The organism is Rubripirellula reticaptiva, from assembly GCF_007860175.1.
Classification (GTDB): Bacteria; Planctomycetota; Planctomycetia; order Pirellulales; family Pirellulaceae; genus Rubripirellula; species Rubripirellula reticaptiva.
In genome coordinates this window covers 566,159-585,007 of the sequence record NZ_SJPX01000006.1, presented here as the reverse complement: position 1 = coordinate 585,007, position 18,849 = coordinate 566,159, and the positions used below count along the sequence as shown (strand labels likewise).

Genomic DNA, 18,849 nt, shown 5'->3' with positions numbered 1-18,849 from the left:
TTACTTTTAGGCAAGTACAAGCCCGCTGGGATGCGTGAAGGGGAAATCGACACCCTACGTAGCACTCGCGATACGGTGAACGAGCTGATTCGGTGAGCGTGAACTGTATAACAGCGATCATTTCGCGTTTCTTCAATCAGCGACAAAACACGCAGAGTCTTTTACTGGATCGATGAATCGGTACGCACCGCCGATGTGCTTCAATCGGTGGATTTGCGAGGATCGGCATCCTAGTGGCAACCACGCTGCTTGGCTGGACCGTCGCGTCAAGCTCGGCGGAGGTTAGACTGACCACTCTTCGCCCATCTGCCAAATTTTTTGCCATGTTTCCCGATAGCCCCAGTCAAGATCGATCGAGTGTCCGTTGGTTTGCCGTTGGTTTGGCAACCCTTAGCCTGATTGCGTTGTCGGTCACGTCATGGATTTTATGGACGGTCAAGCGTGAGCAAGAATTGGTCGCCGATTTGATCCGGCACCTGCCGCCGAGCGACATGGCGGCCGCTCAAGAGTTGTCTGGCGATCTGCGGTCGCAGCTTGGTCTGACCATTCTGTTGGTCGTCAACTTGGTCGCCACTGCGATCGCGTTCACATGGTTGGTGCGCGGCTACTTGAACAGCGAGCGTTCGCTGCGCGACGTGCGGGTGCTGTCAGCAGATATTTTGGCCAGTATGGATGCGGGCGTCATCACGACCGATCGCGACGGCAATCTAACCAGCATCAACCCCAGCGGACGCGAACTCGTCAATTTGGCGGGTGATGAAATGGGGCGTCCGCTCACTGATCTGGGCAGTGGCCACGAGTTATTGGCGAAAATTCAGGCAGAAGTTAGCGAGCATCATCAACGAATTCGCGATCGCGATTATGTCATCGTAGGCAATGGGCAATCAAAAACGTTGCGAGCTGGTTGTACGTTGCTGCGAAATCAAAGTGGCAGCGAAATCGGAACCGTGTTACACGTGCGAGATGTGACGCAAAAGTCGCTGATGGAGGACCAACTGCGGCGTATGGAGCGTTACATGGGATTGGGCGCGTTGGCCGCTGGATTGCAGCATGAAATCAAGAACCCGCTTAGCGCCATGTCGCTGCACATTCAATTGCTTTGCGAATGGCAAAGCGAAGGTGCGGCGGGGCCCGAGCGAGACAAGGACGTCAACGAAACGCTTGAGATCTTGCGATCGGAGATGAAGCGGATCAACGATGTGCTTGACGGATTTCGAAATTATGCCTCGACGACTCATTTGGGCCGAACCGAGGTCGACGTGCCCGCGATGATTGAAAAGCTTGTACGCTTGCTGCGTCCGCAAGCTGAATCGCAAAACGTCGCCATTGCCATGGATCTGCCCACCAAGTCGCTTGGTATCGTTCAAGGTGACTCGGTCCGATTGGAACAAGTCATACTGAATCTTGCCCTGAACGCGATCGCGGCGATGCCCAATGGCGGTGAATTGAAATTTAAAGTTGATCGTAGCGACGACTCGTTGCGGATCGCAGTGTCTGATACCGGACACGGAATCCCGCAAGAAATTCGTTCGCAGATTTTTGATCCCTACTTCACCACTCGCGGCGGCGGCACCGGAATGGGCCTCGCCCTGTGCGACAAGATTATCCAACAACACAGCGGCAGCATTGACGTGCGAACCGGTCCCGACGGAACCGAGTTCACCGTGTTTCTACCGATGGAGGAAGTTCTGTGAGCGGAGCTACGAATGACGAGCCGTTTCGGTTGCTAGTCGTCGACGACGAGCCCAACATTCGGTCGGGGTTGGCGAAAGGGCTGACCCGAGTGGTCGATGTGATCGAAACCGCCGCCGATGCCGATGAAGCACTCGACAAGTTTGCAAAGACAAACTTTCACCTCGTCATCGCAGACGTGCGATTGAACTGCAACATGTCGGGGATCGAGTTGGTGCAGAAGATGCTGCAGAAGCGTCCCCAGACGACTGTTATCGTGATCACGGCACATGGAACCGTCGAGACGGCCGTCGACGCAATGCGGGCTGGCGCATTCGACTTTATCGCCAAGCCACTGGACTTGAACCTGGTCCGGCAACAAGTCACCAAGGCTCGCGCGCACCACAATTTGCGAACCGAGAACGTGAGACTTCGAACCGAACTGGCTAGCGCCGGCGAAGTGTCGGGAATCATCGGCAGTAGCGCCGCAATGCAGTCGGTTTTCCAACAGATTCGCCAAGTCGCATCGACCGAAGCGACGGTGATGATCCAAGGTGAAAGCGGCACTGGCAAGGAATTGATCGCCCGCGCGGTGCACGATCTGTCGCCTCGCAGTAGCGGCCCGTTCATTGCCGTGAACTTGGGCGCTGTGTCGGAAACGTTGCTAGAAAGCGAACTTTTCGGTCACGAGAAAGGATCGTTCAGCGGCGCGTCTCGTCAAAAGCCTGGTTGTTTTGAACAGGCGGTTGGCGGAACCTTGTTTTTAGACGAAGTGACGGAAATGTCGCCCAAAAGCCAAGTGGACTTGTTGCGAGTCCTGGAATCGCAGCGTTACACGCGTGTTGGCGGCGAAGAAGTTCAAGTCGCGGACGCGCGGATCGTATCGGCCACCAACCGCACTGTTTCGATGTTGATCGACGACGGGACTTTCCGCGAGGATCTGTTTTATCGATTGAATGTGATTCCCATCGAAGTCCCTAGCCTTCGTGGTCGCCGCGAAGACATCCCGTTGTTGGTCGAACACTTTTTAAAACTGTTTTGCGATCGGCACGGTCGATCGCAAAAGCAATTGACGACCGACGCCGTGGAAGTGATGGCGTCCGCACGATGGCCTGGTAATGTTCGTCAACTTCGTAACGTTGTCGAACGCTTGGTCGTGACTCACACCGGTGACACGGTCACGGCGTCCGACTTGCCGTCCGAACTGACTTCCCTGGGCAGTTTTTCAACGATTGCCAACCAAACGTTGGCCGAAGCCGTCGAGAAGTGCGAGAAGGACGTGATCACGGCAGCTCTAGCGGAATGTAACTTTCATCGCGAGAAAACCGCTAAACAACTGGGGGTCAGCATTCGCACGTTGCATTACAAAATGGGCAGATACGGGCTGCACTAATGCGGCGAATCTCTGTGCGAACGTTTGCTGGGATAGATTAGCTGGGCTCGGACTGCCGCAGCGTTGGAAGCGCGGTCTTGATTGCGATCGTAAAGACCATCAAGCCGAACGCCCAGATGCCAATCGTGACTTTCCATTCCAGCATGCTGGGCACGTACTCGACGACTTCATGCAACGTGCTGGGGATGAATCCGGGAACGATCAGGCCCATTCCTTTTTCGATCCAAGCTCCGACAAATGCCATCAAACACGCTGACACTAGCAACCAACGAAACTTGGGGCCCAATAGTCCTGGCCACAAGAACAAGCACGCGGCAGTGATATTTAATCCAATCGCTGTCCAAGTCCACGGCACCAGCGCTGTTTTTCCGTGCAACCCAAAAAACAGATACTTGGCCGCACTGACATGCGATCCCCCGGTGTAGAACTCGGTGAACAATTCCGAGACGACCATCAACAGATTGATCAGGATCGTCACTCGAATGATTTTCGTCAGCGTCGCGATCGGCCGCTCGAGGCCTTTCACTTGGGTCAATCCGCGCATCATCGCCATCGTGACGATGATGAATGCTGGTCCCGATACAAACGCGGATGCAAGAAACCGAGGCGCCAGCAGCGCGGTGTTCCAAAACGGACGCCCGCCCAGACCACAGTACAGAAACGCGGTCACCGTGTGGATCGAGATTGCCCAGATGATCGACAGCATCACGAACGGCACGTACCAAACCGGATTGGGCTGACGTCCTAAGAATCGCATGTACAGTAGATAACCGCAGATGTGTAGATTCAGGATCAGATAGCCGTTTAGGACGATCACGTCCCAGGTCAGCATCGAAATTGGAAAGTTGAACTTTCCGATCCCCGGCACCATGTGCCAGAACCGATCCGGACGACCCAGGTCGGCGACGACAAACATTAGGCACATCACAATCGCGGCGATCGCTAGCAGTTCACCGATGATCACGACGTCATGCATTTTACGGTCGTGATACAAGTACGCCGGGATCACCATCATCACACCCCCGGCTGCCAATCCGACCATGAAAGTGAAGTTTGCGATGTACAGTCCCCAACTGACGTGGTCGGTCATGTGAGTGCTGATCATTCCGCCAGCGACTTGGTTGGCCCAGGCATTCGCGCCGACCAAGAACAGTGCGGTCAGCATGGTCATCCACGCATAAAACGCAAATGAGCCTTCGGTCGCCAACCACAACGAACGACCAATGAATCGGGGATAGCTGGTGATGTGAGAATCGGATTCGGTGGGCGTGACCGTGCTGCTGCTCATGTTATTCCTAGACCGATGACGTTCGCAATGGATATCGAGTGGGTGGACCATTTGGCGATCGCCAACGGCACATCGTTAACTAGTCAAAGTAGTAAAAGAATGCAGGTTTGGTGCCGAGTTCTTCTTTGAGGATGTAGACGCGTTTGTTTTCTAGGATCCAGCGGATGTTGGAATCTTTGTCCAATATGTTGCCGAAGACCCGAGCGCCGGTCGGGCATGCTTCGAGGCATGCCGGTAGCTTTCCACGCCGAGTGCGGTGTAAACAGTACGTGCATTTCTCGACGACACCGACGGGCCGAATCCGATTGCTCAGATAGCTCTGGTCCGGGTTGATTTCTTCGGCCGGTACTTCTGGTTTTTTCCAGTTGAATCGTCGCGCGTGATAGGGACACGCGGCCTCGCAGTAACGGCAACCGATGCACCAGTTGTAATCAACCACAACGATGCCATCTTCTTCCTTCCAGGTCGCCTTGACCGGGCAAACGTCGACGCACGGTGGCTCGTCACACTGTTGGCACTGGACCGGCAAATAGAACTTGCCGTCCTTTGGCACGATGCCTGTGTAAGTGGTGGATCCCTGCTCCATGTCCATCGTGCCTACCGGCATTTCTAGAACACGGATGTACGACTGGTTCGTGGCGCGGTCGTGGTTATTTTCTTTGTGACAGGCCTCGACGCATTTACCGTTGCCGTTACAGACACTTAAGTTGATTGCGTAGACAAACTTCGTGCCGGGAATCGGCCGGTCATCGCCGATCGTCACATCCGCGCCGTAGTTTTCTTTCGCCTCCGATTCCAACCGAGCCAGGACGTCGCTTTTCTGTTCGGGCGTCAGTTCGGTGTAGTGGTTTTGCATGAATTCGCCAGCCGACGAATTCTGGGCCGCATGACGAAGCGGAGATATCGCCGCCACGAATGATGCTGCACCCAAGGTCGCAAATCCACCTTTGACGGCAGCACGACGCGAGAAATTTTCGACGATCGGAAGCGATGGCTTGTTGGCGGTCATGCCGAATGTCTTGTGCGTGTGGTTAAAAGAATGAGTGTGCGCAAAATCAAGTTGTCCATGCGATCGAGCCTGTGCGACTCGCGCTTCATCGCGTTTTACTCATGCGTCGTCTCGCCGTGGTCGTGGACGACCGGTTCGTTGAAACGATCGCGAGGCTTGAAGTCAACGATCATTTTCGGAAATGCCGGTGCGTGTGGATCGTGGCAATCAATACAGTTGTTTTTGGTCTGTGGACCGCGTGACAAATCCCAAAAACCGTTCATCCCACCGTGAGCTCCATGGGCAAACGATTCGGCTTGTTTTGAATGACACTGCGAACACAGCGTCATCACGTCTGCGAAATCAATTTGCGTTCCATCGGCCATTCGCAGCGAATCAGTATTCTGCGAATGGTGGCATGAATAGCAGGCGATCGTGCCATGATTGAACTGGAGCCCTTGATGGAACTCGTCCAAAGTCGCGGCGGTGCGATTGTCGACGTTTGGTTTGCGAACACTGTGACAAGTCGAACAAGCAACGCTACCTGCGCGCCCTTGCGGATCGGCGCCTGCTAGCTCGACACGTGGAGGGCCACCTGGACGTCGAATCTCGACTTCAAAACATTTTGTGGGCGTGATGGTTTCGGATGCGAAACCTTGATTCTGTACCGACGAAATCATTTTGCCAGCCGGCTGGAACAATGCACCCTGCTTCCAATCCGTTTGGTCTGGTTCCGCATTGTCGCTGGCGTCCGATTTCGTCACAGACGTGGTCAAGGAAACGATCGTCATCGATGCGACTGTGCAAACCATCGCTGCGAAGAAAAGACTTGCAGTTCGCTTCATGCTCGGATATCGCCTTGAATGGGGTTTGACTGCCGACGGCAATACTATACAACACAGTGCAGATTAAACGCCACCCCTGTTTGAAAGAACAAACGAAGTGCCAATCAGCGGACTTGTCGTTACTTGTGATACGAGCAATGGGCCAATCGTGGATGCGGTTTCGATATTGGCCGCGCATCCGTCGGTCGATGTCGGTGAGGTTAGCACGCACCGGATTGCGATCGTTGTGGACACGGAATCAAAACAGCAAGATCAAGAAATCTGGCAGTGGATTCAAGGCTTGCCAGGTGTGATCGATGTCAACGTTGCCTTCGTGGGATTTGACGATGAAGGAGAAGTAGGCGTTGAAGTCGAAGTCGAAGTCGAAGTCGACGAAAAACACGATCACGAGCTGGTCGAATGATGTCCGTCGACGTGGCGTGTTGACGCGCGAACAACTCAATCGCTCTGTCTACAAAATCAAACAGCTAATTACGAACAGCGATAACCGAACAGCTACAACCGAACTGGGATCGACAATGGATACGAAACGCCGAAGATTCTTAAAGTCTGCTGCTATGGCTGCCGCGGGATCGATGGTGGCAAGTGACACGCGGTTGTCGTTGCCCGTGTTGGCAGCCGATGGCGGATTGCCGGACGGCGATGACGTCACCTGGAACAAGGCGCCGTGTCGTTTCTGTGGCACCGGATGTCATGTTCAAGTCGGTGTCGAATCTGGCCGTGTTGTTGCGATCGCTGGAGACAAGGCGGCAGACGTCAACAAGGGACTGCTGTGCGTGAAGGGCTATCACGTCGGCGGAATTCTTTACGGCAAAGATCGGTTGACTAAACCGTTGCTGCGGAAAGACGGCGAGCTGAGAGAGATTTCTTGGGACGAAGCGATCACGACGATTGCCGAGCGAATCATGAAAGCGCCCGAGCGGTTTGCGTTCTACGGTTCAGGCCAATGGACGATTCCCGAAGGCTACGCGGCGCAGAAATTCATGAAAGGCGGTCTTGGAAACAACCATATCGATCCTAACGCGCGGTTGTGCATGGCTTCGGCCGTGACTGGGTTCTTGGCGACTTATGGTGTTGATGAACCGGCGGGTTGTTATCAAGACCTCGACGAGTGTGACGTGCTGATAACGTGGGGAAACAACCCGGCCGAAATGCACCCGATTCTATTCTCGCGTGTTACCGACCGACGGTCGCGTGGCGAGAAGGTCACGCTGATCGACATCGGCACGCGGCGGACGCGAACGACCGACGCGGCAACTGAATACCTAGAAATGAAGCCGCACGGTGACGTGGCGATCTCGTTGGGGATCATGCATTTGCTGATTGCGAATGAGAACTACGACAAGTCTTTTGTGGAAAAGCACTGTAACTTTCGCGGTCCCGAGGCCGACACGCCGACGTTGCAGGGCGAGGCGATCAGTGAGGACGAGTTCCGCAAGCGGATCGCGAAGTACACGCCGGAACATGTCGAAGAACTTTCGGGTGTTCCGGCTGACAAGATTCGTATGTTGGCGGACCTGTTCGCGAATCGGGACATCCGAATCACGAGTTTGTGGTGCATGGGGATGAACCAGCACACGATGGGAACGGCCATCAATTCGCTGGTTCACGGCGTGCACCTGTTAAGCGGTCACTTTGGTCGCCCCGGCGATGCACCGACCAGCTTGACGGGCCAGCCATCGGCATGCGGTACCGTTCGTGAAGTCGGCACGTTGGCACACGCGCTTCCGGGCGGACGCGTCGTTGCCAAACCCGAGCATCGATCGCAATGTGAAGAGCTGTGGAATCTGAAACCGGGCAGCATCAACGAAGTTCCTGGTTATCACACGGTGAAAATGTTCGAACAGTTCACCAAGCCGACCGAGGACGGTGGCGACATCGACGTCATGCTCGTCCAGGTCACTAATCCGGGCCAGACGCTGCCAAACTTGAACGCATTGTTCAATGACAAAGAAGGATTGGAAAACAAGTTCTTGATTGTGTCGGACGTTTACCCGACCGCGACGACTCGACTGGCCGACTTGATTTTGCCTGCTGCAATGTGGGTCGAAAAGAACGGAATGTTCGGAAACAGCGAACGCAGGACTCAGCAGTGGTTCAAGATGGTTGATCCGCCGGGCGAAGCTCGTGACGATTGCTGGATGACGATCGCGATCGCTCACAAGTTGTTCGAACTTGGTCATGAAGGAATGAAGGACAAGGACGGCGAGTTTATCTTTGCGGTCAAAGATGACGAAGGTAAAGAAATTCCAGTTTGGGAATTCGAACACTACTACGACACGAACGTCGACAAGCACTTGTTCGAAGAGTATCGCGGCTTCACGACGATGAAGCACAAGAATTTGGCTCCTTACGAAGAGTACGTGAAGGCACGCGGGTTGCGATGGCCGGTTGTCGAACAGGAAGACGGTTCATGGCGCGAAACTAGGTTTCGATTCTCGGGTTTTGACGATCCGTTTGTCGCCGAGGGCCAGGAATTTGACTTTTACCATTCGTCGTCCAACGACGGACGCGCGCAGATTTGGTTTCACGAGTACACACCGCCACCGGAAATGCCCGATTCGGAATACCCATTCTGGCTTTGCACTGGCCGTGTGTTGGAGCACTGGCACACCGGCACGATGACTCGCCGAGTTGCGCCGCTGAACCGGGCGATGCCGACGGCGTATGTCGAAATGCATCTGGAAGACGCGAATGCCGCGAACATTCGGCAAGGCGAAACCGTGGTTGTTGAATCGCGGCGTGGCACGACGGAGTTGCCGGTTTGGATCGACGGTCGTGGTCGTCCACCGCGTGGCACGGTCTTCGTTCCGTTTTTCGATGAAACCAAGCTGATCAATAACGTGACTCTTGACGCTTGCGATCCGTTCTCGAAGCAGCCTGACTACAAAAAATGCGCTGTCCGAATCCGCAAACTCAGCGAGGTGAAGTCATGACGTGGAGCCGACTTTCCACCTTGTTTTTCGCTGGAGTGATCGGCATTGCCGTGATCGGATACTTTGTCGGCCTGGCCGATGGTGTGCCAAAGGCCACGGGGATCGGCGAAGGGATTGGCCGTCTCGGCGAGCACCCCACTTCGTTGTCGGCAGCCGTTAAGGTGATACCGGCACTGCGATATGCAGAAATCGCGGGTACGGCGATGGGACCGACCGACGCGTTTCAAGCAGCCGCCAAGGAATTGCCAACGTCGCCGTACAATCTGTTTGCCGAAATCAAACTCAGTGCGACCGACAAGGCATCTTCCAGCGAAATGCGTGCTTCACGCCGCGCCTTCAACGGCGCGCCACCAATCATTCCTCACGCCGTTCAAAACACGACCGACGCGGCATGCTATGCCTGCCATTCCAACGGGATGAGGATGGGCGAATTGAAAGCGAGTGTGATGTCGCACACGTTCTTGGCAAACTGTACCCAGTGTCATGCCCCGCCACCGCCGGTGCCATTTCAAGACGCCGATTTGAGCGTTGATTCGACGTTCGTCGGCTTGCCGGCGCCCACGTCGGGTAAACGGGCGTTTCCCGGTGCGCCGCCGACGATTCCCCACTCGCAGTGGATGCGTGAGAAATGCGAGGCCTGTCACGGCGGCCCGAACGGTTGGGCTGGGATGGAGTCGACGCACCCGTGGCGAACCAACTGTACCCAGTGCCATGCGCCATCAGCCAAGCTTGATCAAGCGACACCTGCAGACTTGATCCCAATGTTGCCACCGCTCGAGATTGTTGGAAGATAGCTTTTTATCGATTTAGTGAAACGAGCTCGCACCTTTTGCCTGACAAGAACGAACGACCGAAGATCAATCGCCGAGATTTGCTGAAGGGCAGATTGTGGAAGCTGATCAGTGTGCCGAAACTTGGGCCGTTGATCGCGCGATATCCCAAAGCCGATTCGCAAGATTCCGCGACGTCATCGGGTATGGCAGCAACCAAAAGTATCGGTGGGATATCGATCGAAGCAGTGGCGCCGACGAACCTTGCCGGTAAACCAGCGTCGCCATCTGTCCCCGTCTTTCGGCCTCCCGGTGCGATCGCCGAGCCACAGTTTTTGGCCGGCTGCACTCGATGTGGCGATTGTGTTTCGGCGTGCCCTTACGATGCGATCCGCAACGCTAGCGATCGACTTAGGCCAATCGCCGGCACGCCTATTATCGAAGCCGACACGTCGGCATGCATGATGTGCGAGGACTTTCCCTGCATCACGGCGTGTAAGCCCGGCGTTCTAGTCGACTCGATTCCTAAAGTCATGGGCACTGCTATGGTGACCCAGCATCTCTGTTTGGCTCACCACGGAACGACTTGCACCGCATGCAGTGAGCGCTGTCCGGTGGCGGACGCGATCAATGTCACCGAAGGAAAACCGACGGTTAATGAAGACACGTGTACGGGATGCGGTGTTTGCCGTTACGTCTGCCCGGCACCCGAGAACGCAATTTTGCTGATGCCGACGTTTTCTCGGCCCAGCGTTTAAGCAGAATGAAGTTTGATTGACCTCACGAAGTGCATTCCTAATGAATAGTGACCAGCCGATTCCGGAACTGTTGCAAGCCGAGTGGGGAAGCGACCAAGTGCTGCAGTTGTTTGATGACCTGCGAGATGGTGCAGTCATCGAGCATGTTCAGCTGAAAGCAAGTGGACGTGACACGACGGTCACGATTGGGCAAGCACGGGCGGCCTTCAGTGACGGGACGGCCGATGCAATTCAGGTCCGATACCTGTTCGAAGGCGAAACATGGTGTGACACGATCATGCCGGCAACGCCCACGACCAAGATCATTCGCAATCGTTTGCCCAGTTGATGTGACACCACTGATTCCGAAACGCATCGCCCCATTGATCCCACGACTTGATCCCTAATATCGAAGGCTCCGCATGCAACGCACCAGCTTCGCGATCGCCCTGGCATTTGCGGCGATAACCTCGCTCGGCCGCACAGTTGCCAATGATCATTGGCAAGCGTTTCGTGGTGACGGCAGCGGGATTTCTGAGACTGCTGACCTGCCTACCGAGTGGACACCTGACAAGAATATTGCCTGGCGTTCGGATATCCCAGGTTACGGCCAGTCGGCACCTGTGATTTGGGACGACGCGGTCTACGTGACATCAAGTGACGGCCCTTTTCAAGAGGACTGTGAAGTCCATTCGTATGATCTGACGACGGGAGAAAAACGTTGGTCGCAAGCGGTCAACGTGACCAGCAAAGTCGAGAATTACTTTCGCAACAGTCGGGCGGCACCAACATGCGTGGTCGACGAAAGCGGCGTGTACTCGTTCTTTGCCAGTGGTGATGTGACTGCGATGAAGCATGATGGCAGCACCCGTTGGTCGACCGCACTGACCAAAAGGTATGGCGAGTTTGACAACGAACGCGGCGTCGCAAGTTCACTAGCACAAGACAGTGATCATGTGTTTGTTGTGATCGATCATCATGGGCCGTCCTACGTCGTCGCTATCGACAAAACCGACGGTACGATCGGCTGGAAGACTGATCGAGGCGAGCGAGTGCCATCTTGGTCGTCGCCAATTGTGACCGAGCATCAAGGTCGCAGCCTTGTCATTGTCAGTTCCTCCGACACCGTCGATGCTTATGACGCAAAGAGCGGCGAACGATTGTGGCAAGTCGAAGGCATCAAAGGAAATCACATCCCGTCGGCAACGGTCGTGGGCGATCGGGTCTACGTGGGATCGACCACAATGTACGGCGGCGAATCGGATGAAGATATGGTCGCCGCGTCGAACTGCTGCATCGAGCTGACCGTGGACGATGGAAAACCCGGCTATACGATGCGCTGGGGGGCCGAGCGTGCGAACTCGTGCTATTCATCGCCGTTGGTGTTCGCTGGATACGTCTACTACGTCAACAAGATCGGCGTGCTGTACTGTGTCAGCGCCGAAACCGGCAAGCAACTGTTTGCCAAGCGTATCGGCAATCCCTGCTGGGCATCTGCCGTTGGCGTGACAAATTCGACCGGCGAACAACTCATCTATTTTGTCGCAAAGAACGGTTTCACAATCGTGCTGCGGCCCGGTGATGAGTACGACCAAGTCGCTCGCAACCAACTTTGGGATCGTGGTCAGATGATCGATGCGAAAGAAGCCGCCGCCAAGGCTCGCAAGGCCAACATGGTGCCAACAGATCAGGCCAAGCCTAAGACCGGCCCCGAGAAAGTGTTTGCCAACATGCCTGAATCGTCTTTGCACACGATGTTCTCGTACGACGATCCAACCGCCTACGCCGTCGCGGTAGCTGGCAACAGTTTGCTGGTCCGAACGGGGCAACATCTTTACTGCGTACGCGCACTTCCATAGTCATCGACGCGACTCGTTTGGAGAGACCGCCGTTTGTGCTGCCCACTCGCTTTCGGTGCCAGACACCATGATCTTCGGGGGCTTCCGTACAGCCTCGAGGAGTGGCCAAATCGATTTGCAAAAATATAGGTATTTTTCTCACATGGGCGTCGAGCTTGACCTAGGTTTCTCTTACGGTCGAACTAAATCGGTCGTTGGAGTCGGGGGGGCCCGAAAATCGCACGTGCAGTTTACTGCATCAAGGTGAGTCCCCATCCGATGACAATCTCCACAAGCATCTCGAGTTTTTCTGGTCGACCTCTGCCGGTCGAGAACCTGCAGCAGAGCGGTCGCACCCCGGCTGCCATTGAATCGTCGGCGGCCACACGGTTTTCGAGATCGAGCCAAGGTCTCTCTCGGATCAATGCGTTGGTAGAGAACATCCACTACCAACTTGGTCAAGCGAATCAAACCGATCCGTCGTTTCGTGATCACCAATCTTTGATCGATCGTTCGCTCGACGAAATCGGTGAATTGCTCGGGAAGCCGCGGTCCATTGGTGATGCCAATGATCCCGTTTTTGAAGGTCTTAATCTCAGTCAAATCGTGGCTGTCGAGGTATTGTCTCTGCCGGCAAATGCGCAAGCGATGTTTGCCGGCGATGTGTCCCAAGAGAACGCTCGTGCGCAGTCGTTCGTTGCCGATGCAGAACGATTACGAAGCGGTGGGTCGCTGAAAATTGATACGGGCGATCAGATTCGCAGCATCATGATTCGCCCTGGAACCTCACTCGCGGGCATAGCTGAACGCATCAATTCAGAGAATGTTGGTGTGCGGGCGGCGGCGTTCAGCGGCCACCTGAAGTTGACATCGGATAGCACGTCGTCGCTTGAGGCGGATGCAGAACATTCGAGCTTCTCTAAAGCGAATGAAGAGAACCAAACCAGTGATCTGAACGGATTGCAAACCACAGATGTTGGTATCAGCAGCTTGCAACCGGAAAAATCGCAAGTGGAATCGGGAGGTCACGATTCGCTGGCTACCGAAGCACCTCAGTCGCCTACGGCAAACGCGAGTGAGGAAGTAGAAGGTTCCGCAACCTTTGACGAAGGGATGGATCCGAACACGCTTCAATCAGGACAAGACAGCTTGCGGACATCGAGCGGCGATGGTCAAGGTCCCACGGTGACGATCGACGGCAACCTTTTGCAATCGGTCAGCAGCAGTCGATCGGTGAACGTCAACGGAGAATCAGTCCTCGAAAAGAACGGTCGATACGAATTCAACCAAAACGGTTTGCGGCTATCCGTCGAATTCGCAAAAGATTTCAGTGGCAAGTTCGATACCTTCGCTGTAAGCACCAGCGGGTCCGCCAAGCTGGGGAACGTGCCAACGCGTCCACTTGATAGTGCTTTCGATGAGCAGTCCGTTGTCATGATCCAGAAGGCACTCGGCGGCTTGTTCGAGATTGCTTCGGGAGGAGCCTACTCGAGCCGGAAGGCAAGTCCCAAAGCTGCCTATGCCATCACAATCGACGCACTTGAACATCTCAACTCGCTGACTGGCTACTCTACTCAGAGCGGTCGGGCACTCAGCGGAACTGCGTTTGACCGTTTTGCCTGATTTCGTTCCAATTCAGGCTTAGGTGGAACCCGCTAGAGGCCTACTCCGAATCGAGCATGTGGCGAGAGAATAAGAGTGCTTTTGAATTCTGCGATCCGTCGCATGTGCGACATGACCAACCTGCTTAAGCAAGATGCATATCACCAACCTGCAGACGGATGATTCAATGCCGCTGAACTTGGTTGTCTAACGCCGCACGGCACTCAATGGTTGCTTCACGCCAGTATCCTGACTTGGCGAGCCCCATTACTCTCGTGACTACTGCCCGAGAGTGTTTGGAAAGATTGCTTTCGGAACCAGCTTCAGCGAGCACTCGTTCGATCGCATCTAACGAGTTGGCATCTTTCTGATTGCAAGTTCGATAAAGTGCAATTGTTAGGTCGTAGCCATGCTCGTCAAGTTTGGCTTTTGGTGTCAACCAAAGATACAAAAAAAGCAACGCTGCTGCGAATGAAGCAGACGCCACGCCGATCGAAAACATTCGGCGTGATTTGGATTTTGGGGTTTCGCCGCGGATCATAGTTGCTCCCAGTCGACCGTCTCGCCTTCGTCCATGCTGGACAGTTCAGCCCAGAGGTAGAGATCAACGAAATTGCTGACGAAACGAACGGATCCATCCCCCATGCAAATCATCCCGCCCCCGAGATGCTCGGAAAACATTTGTCCGACGTGATAGGTTGGGAAATTGACTGGGTGAATGATTGGAAATCCGGTTATGTCAAGTTCTCCGCCGGATGGGCCAGCGTGAACAAGTGTTAATGTCGCGGCGGCGTCGGCACCGTTTTCGGGTGATGAAAAACGAGGTTGGACAACAGCGCTAGGCACTACGCCAACCCAGGTTTTGTCGCTTAAAGCCGAACTGTGTTCGCCGAAGAAGATCGTATTGGTTAGCCCGTCCAGCACGTCACGAAAACGCGTGCGTGAGTTCCGGAAAAATGGTCCATCCGCAACTCGGCCGGCGTCGCCCTCAATCGCAACGATCTTGGTCGTTGAAGTGTAAATGTTTGTGAAGACTTCACCTGTTGCGGCCGCTCCACATTCGCCCCAGCAGCTTTCCTGGCCGTGGCTGGCAACGTAGTGACTGCGTCCGACGCGTACCGGTCGCCCGTCAATCATCAACGGGGCACCGCTCTCCGTCTTGATCAAGAACGGTTCGTCGCCGCCGGTGGCACTAGGGCACAAGTAGGTAGAGACCGTCGCGGTTACGGCACTTTCGTTGCTCGATGACCAAATCGGTTGATCCATCCGCATGCGCTCGAACACCGAAGTCGCTTCAACGAACGGCAATAGTCCAGCCGCCCATCCCCAGCCAGGGCCGGCGTCCCATGTGACCGCGTCGATTCTAGCCTGTGGCGGAGCAGTTCCGTTGTTGGTAGCAAAGGAAACATAGCCGGACGGGAGACGGTTGAATGACGCGTGGTAGTTTTGGGCAGCTAACCCAATCTGCTTCATGTTGTTGCTACACGACATTCGCCGGGCGGATTCGCGGACTGCCTGTACTGCTGGCAGAAGCAACCCCACCAAGATGCTAATGATTGCAATCACGACTAACAATTCGACCAATGTAAAAGCGTTCTGGCGGCGAATTCGCCGAGACTTACAGGCCAGCATATTTTATACTCCGACATTTGGTGGGCGCGATAGTTAGCGCCGGCTAACTCTCGTGGCAAGTTTTGATGTCGCCGAGTTGGGGCGACTGCAGGATGAAAGTTAGCTCGAGCTAACTTTTGTCCTGCGAAGTTTGAGAGGAACGTCACGATTGTGCAAGTGGGTGCACGGAAATTGTTTCAGTTGCTAAAATGAAAAAACACTTGGCGGATACCCTTGAGGGTTGTTGGTCGCCATCGTTGAATGCATTGAGGCTGTTGATTTGGCTTCCAAGACTTATCAAAGAACTCGTTCCGATCACGCTAGTGAAATTGCCGAGGACTACGTCGAAGCGATTGCTGATGCAATTGCTGACAAGGGCGTTTGTCGCGCAATGGATCTGGTTGCGCACTTCGCTGTTACGCATGCCACGGTTAGCAACACCGTGGGGAGGTTGCAGCGAGACGGATTAGTCGAGACGGCACCGTACCAGCCGATTTCACTGACGTCGCAAGGAAAACGGCTCGCTACTAAGTCGCGGAAACGTCATGAAACGGTTATTGCTTTTTTGCGTCGAATAGGTGTTGCCGAATCGACAGCGATCGTGGACAGCGAAGGTATCGAGCATCACGTCAGTGACGAGACGCTGAAGGCGATGAAGGGGGTCTTGGAAAATGGGCTGCCGCCAGATTGATTTTCGTTGATGTTTGGAACTCAATCTGAGCTATCTGCATCTGCCATCGCCAGCAGTTTCTCGACGGTCCGGTAGTTGCGAGCGGTTGCTGTGACGCCAAGGATCTTTTCAGCTTTCTTGGCTAACTTGGATTGCCCAAATCCATCAGGAGTGTGCAGGTAGAAGACTCGATCGGTGAACGCATATGCTTCGGAATTGGTTTTTGTTTGGTCAAGCAAAACCGTGTTTCGCGATGCGGCGAGCGACTGCAGGAAGAAAAAATGTAAGGTCTTCGGTTCAGCAATCGCGTCGGCGAAAGGATTTGCGGCATCGGCAGCTTGCAGATCCGCGCGCGACAGAACTAGTACGTGGGGCTCGAAGCCGTGCTCGGCGCCGACCGCCGCTCGAATCTTTTTGACAAATGCTGCGGTGTTGGTCTGGCTGGACTGGAAAACGACGTTTCCGCTTTGGATGTAGGTGCGAACGCTCACGCACTTCAGCGACTCGAGTATTCGTTTTAGGCTCGCCATCGGCAACGCATTGTTTCCGCCAACGTTGATCCCGCGAAAGAGGGCAATCCAAGTTTGCATCGTTTCTTGGCTCGGCTAGTGGGTGGTGAAATGGCACAAGAATATTTCATTGAAGCTGCGGAGCGAGCCATCCGCTGTTTTAACGGGAAGTCGTCGAATGTAAGCGATCTTTTGTCCGTCCGTAGAAAAGACACATGCTTCGGGCCGCGGCGTCGTTTCATCGCGACTTGGCGACGTCAGCCGCTTCGTGTCACCGGTTTCAGTGTTGGTAACACATACGCTGGCGTCCATCACATGCGAGATCCATCGGCCGTTGGGGCTGAACGTGAACGCCGACGCAATGTCGTGTTGGTTCTTTGTCAGCATCGTTGTTTGCCCGTCGCTTGGGTTGACCGTCCAAAGCTGAACCACGCCGCTGTCATCGCGTTTTAGAAAAACGATCTGACTGCCGTCTGGTGAACTGCGCAGCCAGTGGCGTGGCCCCTCGATTCCCGGAAATTTGTGATTGGCCGTATAAGTCAGTCTGCGCTGGACGACACCAGCGGGTGGCATCGGCCGAGTGGTCGCGGTTCCTTCAAGTGGCCCTTTGCCGGTGCGAGTTGGGTCGTCAGGCAAGTCGACCACGAATACTTCGCGGATCACGGAATTATTTTCGGTGACGACTTCGCCTTGAAATGCGATCGCACGGCGTTGACAAGTTCCGTTGCTGTGAACGTAGCCATCGATACCGATCCAAGCATCTTCGATGGCACGGCAGATTTCGTCGGAACCTGGTCGTGGATGATCATGAAGTTCGGTTACAACCACTGAAAAGTGCGAGCCGTCATGGCTGCGATCATGCGACTTTGGGACCGAAACCATGCCGCCGGCAAAATTGTCGGCTGGAATGCTTATGCCAATAGCGCGTCGGTTCCGCTGGTGCGCGCCGACGTCACCTTGGCTAGCCAGCACATGGTCTTCGTAGGTAAATGCGATCCATTTTCCATCCGGTGAGAACGTATGGACGTGACTGCCGCCGCGTAGGGCCCCAGGGGTAAACGGCGGCGTCAGATCCCGAGCGTCGACAGTGGTTGCCTTGTTGCTCGCGGCATCCCGATGGCTTGGACGCACGATGACGCCGCGCCGGTGCGAGGCGCTGTAACGCCAATCGGCCGTGGGGTTCTCTGGACCGTGAATGAATACGACTTCATTCGCCACTGGGTTTGCCGTCACCACACCAACACACGCCTGGTGCCAAGACCGATAGATGACTTCAACCTCGCCCGTTGCAACGTGGATGCGTTCGATTCGAGTGCCGTCAAATTCTGAACCCGCCGCGTCGCTCCGCACGTCATAGTAGATCCATTGCCCGTCCGACGACCAAACATTTGCGTTGGACAAAATGTGGTTGGTCGTCCCGGACGTCAATTGCCGCTCGGTGCCTTCGGCGTCATCCATTTTGTTGTGCTCCCAGTACCCGACGAGTGAATGGGCCACGAACAACTTTTACCCGCCGAAATCGTAACATTCGTCGCGATGTTTGCGAGTGCCGCGTGTCCGAACTGTCATTTGTGCACGTTAGGGTGTATATTGCCGGAGGTTGCGGGGAAAGAGGCCGCGTCGGCGATAGACCAACTTACGCTTGAGACTTTGTCACGATCGCGTCAGCTGGTGCAGGCGATGCTGCTTTGACTGCATTTCACCGATTTGAAGCACGAGGAGTTCCGAACATGAAACGTCCAATTATCGGATATCACACTGACGAAGAATCGCACTGGGTTGCCGAACTGCAGTGCGGTCATAACCAACATGTTCGTCACGACCCGCCCTGGATGAACCGGCATTGGGTGACGACACCAAGTGGTCGGCGGTCGTTGATTGGCCATGAACTGGACTGCAAGAAATGCAACGAAGGAGCGGTGCGGGACTTTGAATTTGCAAGTATCGAAAGCGAAGTCCGTACGATCCCTCGGCAATTTCAAGAATGACGT

17 protein-coding genes are annotated in these 18,849 nt (G+C 54.9%); 11 read left to right on the top strand and 6 right to left on the bottom strand.

Features of this window, described 5'->3' with window-relative positions; genetic code table 11:
- The first annotated feature begins 323 nt into the window (after nt 1-323).
- Together Poly59_RS27900 and Poly59_RS27895 are read left to right on the top strand one after the other, a co-directional pair.
- Nucleotides 324-1,694 carry a two-component system sensor histidine kinase NtrB gene (locus Poly59_RS27900; RefSeq protein WP_146537348.1) on the top strand — a complete coding sequence of 457 codons (1,371 nt, stop codon included), beginning with the start codon at nt 324-326 and terminating at the stop codon, nt 1,692-1,694.
- Nucleotides 1,691-3,064, top strand: a complete 1,374-nt coding sequence (locus Poly59_RS27895) for a sigma-54-dependent transcriptional regulator (protein ID WP_146537347.1) — start codon at nt 1,691-1,693, stop codon at nt 3,062-3,064. The genes Poly59_RS27900 and Poly59_RS27895 overlap by 4 nt, the downstream gene beginning before the upstream one ends.
- A 37-nt stretch (nt 3,065-3,101) precedes the next feature.
- Here Poly59_RS27895 and dsrP read toward each other — a convergent pair whose 3' ends face one another.
- The 3 genes from dsrP to Poly59_RS27880 all read right to left on the bottom strand — a co-directional run bounded on the left by dsrP (nt 3,102) and on the right by Poly59_RS27880 (nt 6,185).
- The gene (gene dsrP, locus Poly59_RS27890) at nt 3,102-4,352 is read right to left on the bottom strand and encodes a sulfate reduction electron transfer complex DsrMKJOP subunit DsrP (RefSeq protein ID WP_146537346.1); all 1,251 of its coding nucleotides are present in this window, start codon (nt 4,350-4,352) and stop codon (nt 3,102-3,104) included.
- 79 nt (nt 4,353-4,431) lie between these two features.
- Nucleotides 4,432-5,361, bottom strand: a complete 930-nt coding sequence (locus tag Poly59_RS27885; protein ID WP_146537345.1) for a 4Fe-4S dicluster domain-containing protein — start codon at nt 5,359-5,361, stop codon at nt 4,432-4,434.
- Between the two features lie 95 nt (nt 5,362-5,456).
- Nucleotides 5,457-6,185 (bottom strand): hypothetical protein, encoded by a 729-nt coding sequence (locus Poly59_RS27880; RefSeq protein ID WP_146537344.1) that lies wholly within the window; start codon nt 6,183-6,185, stop codon nt 5,457-5,459.
- A 97-nt stretch (nt 6,186-6,282) separates the two neighbouring features.
- Here Poly59_RS27880 and Poly59_RS27875 point away from each other — a divergent pair, with 97 nt between their 5' ends.
- From Poly59_RS27875 to Poly59_RS27845, 7 genes are all read left to right on the top strand, one after another.
- Nucleotides 6,283-6,588 carry a chaperone NapD gene (locus Poly59_RS27875; RefSeq protein WP_146537343.1) on the top strand — a complete coding sequence of 102 codons (306 nt, stop codon included), beginning with the start codon at nt 6,283-6,285 and terminating at the stop codon, nt 6,586-6,588.
- 115 nt (nt 6,589-6,703) lie between these two features.
- Nucleotides 6,704-9,121: a molybdopterin-dependent oxidoreductase gene (locus Poly59_RS27870; protein ID WP_146537342.1), complete on the top strand. Its 2,418-nt coding sequence runs from the start codon at nt 6,704-6,706 to the stop codon at nt 9,119-9,121.
- Complete coding sequence (locus tag Poly59_RS27865) at nt 9,118-9,915, top strand: multiheme c-type cytochrome (RefSeq protein ID WP_146537341.1); 798 nt, start codon at nt 9,118-9,120, stop codon at nt 9,913-9,915. The genes Poly59_RS27870 and Poly59_RS27865 overlap by 4 nt, the downstream gene beginning before the upstream one ends.
- Before the next feature lie 35 nt (nt 9,916-9,950).
- Nucleotides 9,951-10,649: a 4Fe-4S dicluster domain-containing protein gene (locus Poly59_RS27860; protein ID WP_246151988.1), complete on the top strand. Its 699-nt coding sequence runs from the start codon at nt 9,951-9,953 to the stop codon at nt 10,647-10,649.
- A 40-nt stretch (nt 10,650-10,689) separates the two neighbouring features.
- Nucleotides 10,690-10,977 carry a hypothetical protein gene (locus Poly59_RS27855; RefSeq protein ID WP_146537340.1) on the top strand — a complete coding sequence of 96 codons (288 nt, stop codon included), beginning with the start codon at nt 10,690-10,692 and terminating at the stop codon, nt 10,975-10,977.
- Nucleotides 10,978-11,050: 73 nt separating this feature from the next.
- Complete coding sequence (locus tag Poly59_RS27850) at nt 11,051-12,487, top strand: outer membrane protein assembly factor BamB family protein (RefSeq protein WP_146537339.1); 1,437 nt, start codon at nt 11,051-11,053, stop codon at nt 12,485-12,487.
- 258 nt (nt 12,488-12,745) lie between these two features.
- Nucleotides 12,746-14,089 carry a hypothetical protein gene (locus Poly59_RS27845; RefSeq protein ID WP_146537338.1) on the top strand — a complete coding sequence of 448 codons (1,344 nt, stop codon included), beginning with the start codon at nt 12,746-12,748 and terminating at the stop codon, nt 14,087-14,089.
- A 516-nt stretch (nt 14,090-14,605) separates the two neighbouring features.
- On the opposite strand, the gene Poly59_RS27840 is transcribed toward Poly59_RS27845, so the two are convergent.
- Nucleotides 14,606-15,700, bottom strand: a complete 1,095-nt coding sequence (locus Poly59_RS27840) for a DUF1559 domain-containing protein (RefSeq protein ID WP_146537337.1) — start codon at nt 15,698-15,700, stop codon at nt 14,606-14,608.
- Nucleotides 15,701-15,920: 220 nt separating this feature from the next.
- Here Poly59_RS27840 and mntR point away from each other — a divergent pair, with 220 nt between their 5' ends.
- Nucleotides 15,921-16,370 (top strand): manganese-binding transcriptional regulator MntR, encoded by a 450-nt coding sequence (gene mntR, locus Poly59_RS27835; protein ID WP_315852630.1) that lies wholly within the window; start codon nt 15,921-15,923, stop codon nt 16,368-16,370.
- Nucleotides 16,371-16,390: 20 nt separating this feature from the next.
- On the opposite strand, the gene Poly59_RS27830 is transcribed toward mntR, so the two are convergent.
- Both Poly59_RS27830 and Poly59_RS27825 read right to left on the bottom strand, forming a co-directional pair.
- The gene (locus Poly59_RS27830; protein ID WP_146537335.1) at nt 16,391-16,939 is read right to left on the bottom strand and encodes a DUF1697 domain-containing protein; all 549 of its coding nucleotides are present in this window, start codon (nt 16,937-16,939) and stop codon (nt 16,391-16,393) included.
- Nucleotides 16,940-16,954: 15 nt separating this feature from the next.
- Complete coding sequence (locus Poly59_RS27825; protein WP_246151987.1) at nt 16,955-18,355, bottom strand: DUF3748 domain-containing protein; 1,401 nt, start codon at nt 18,353-18,355, stop codon at nt 16,955-16,957.
- A 233-nt stretch (nt 18,356-18,588) separates the two neighbouring features.
- On the opposite strand from Poly59_RS27825, the gene Poly59_RS27820 reads away from it, so the two are divergent.
- Entirely contained in the window at nt 18,589-18,846 is a 258-nt protein-coding gene (locus tag Poly59_RS27820; protein WP_146537334.1) for a DUF3565 domain-containing protein, read from the top strand.
- Nucleotides 18,847-18,849: the final 3 nt, after the last annotated feature.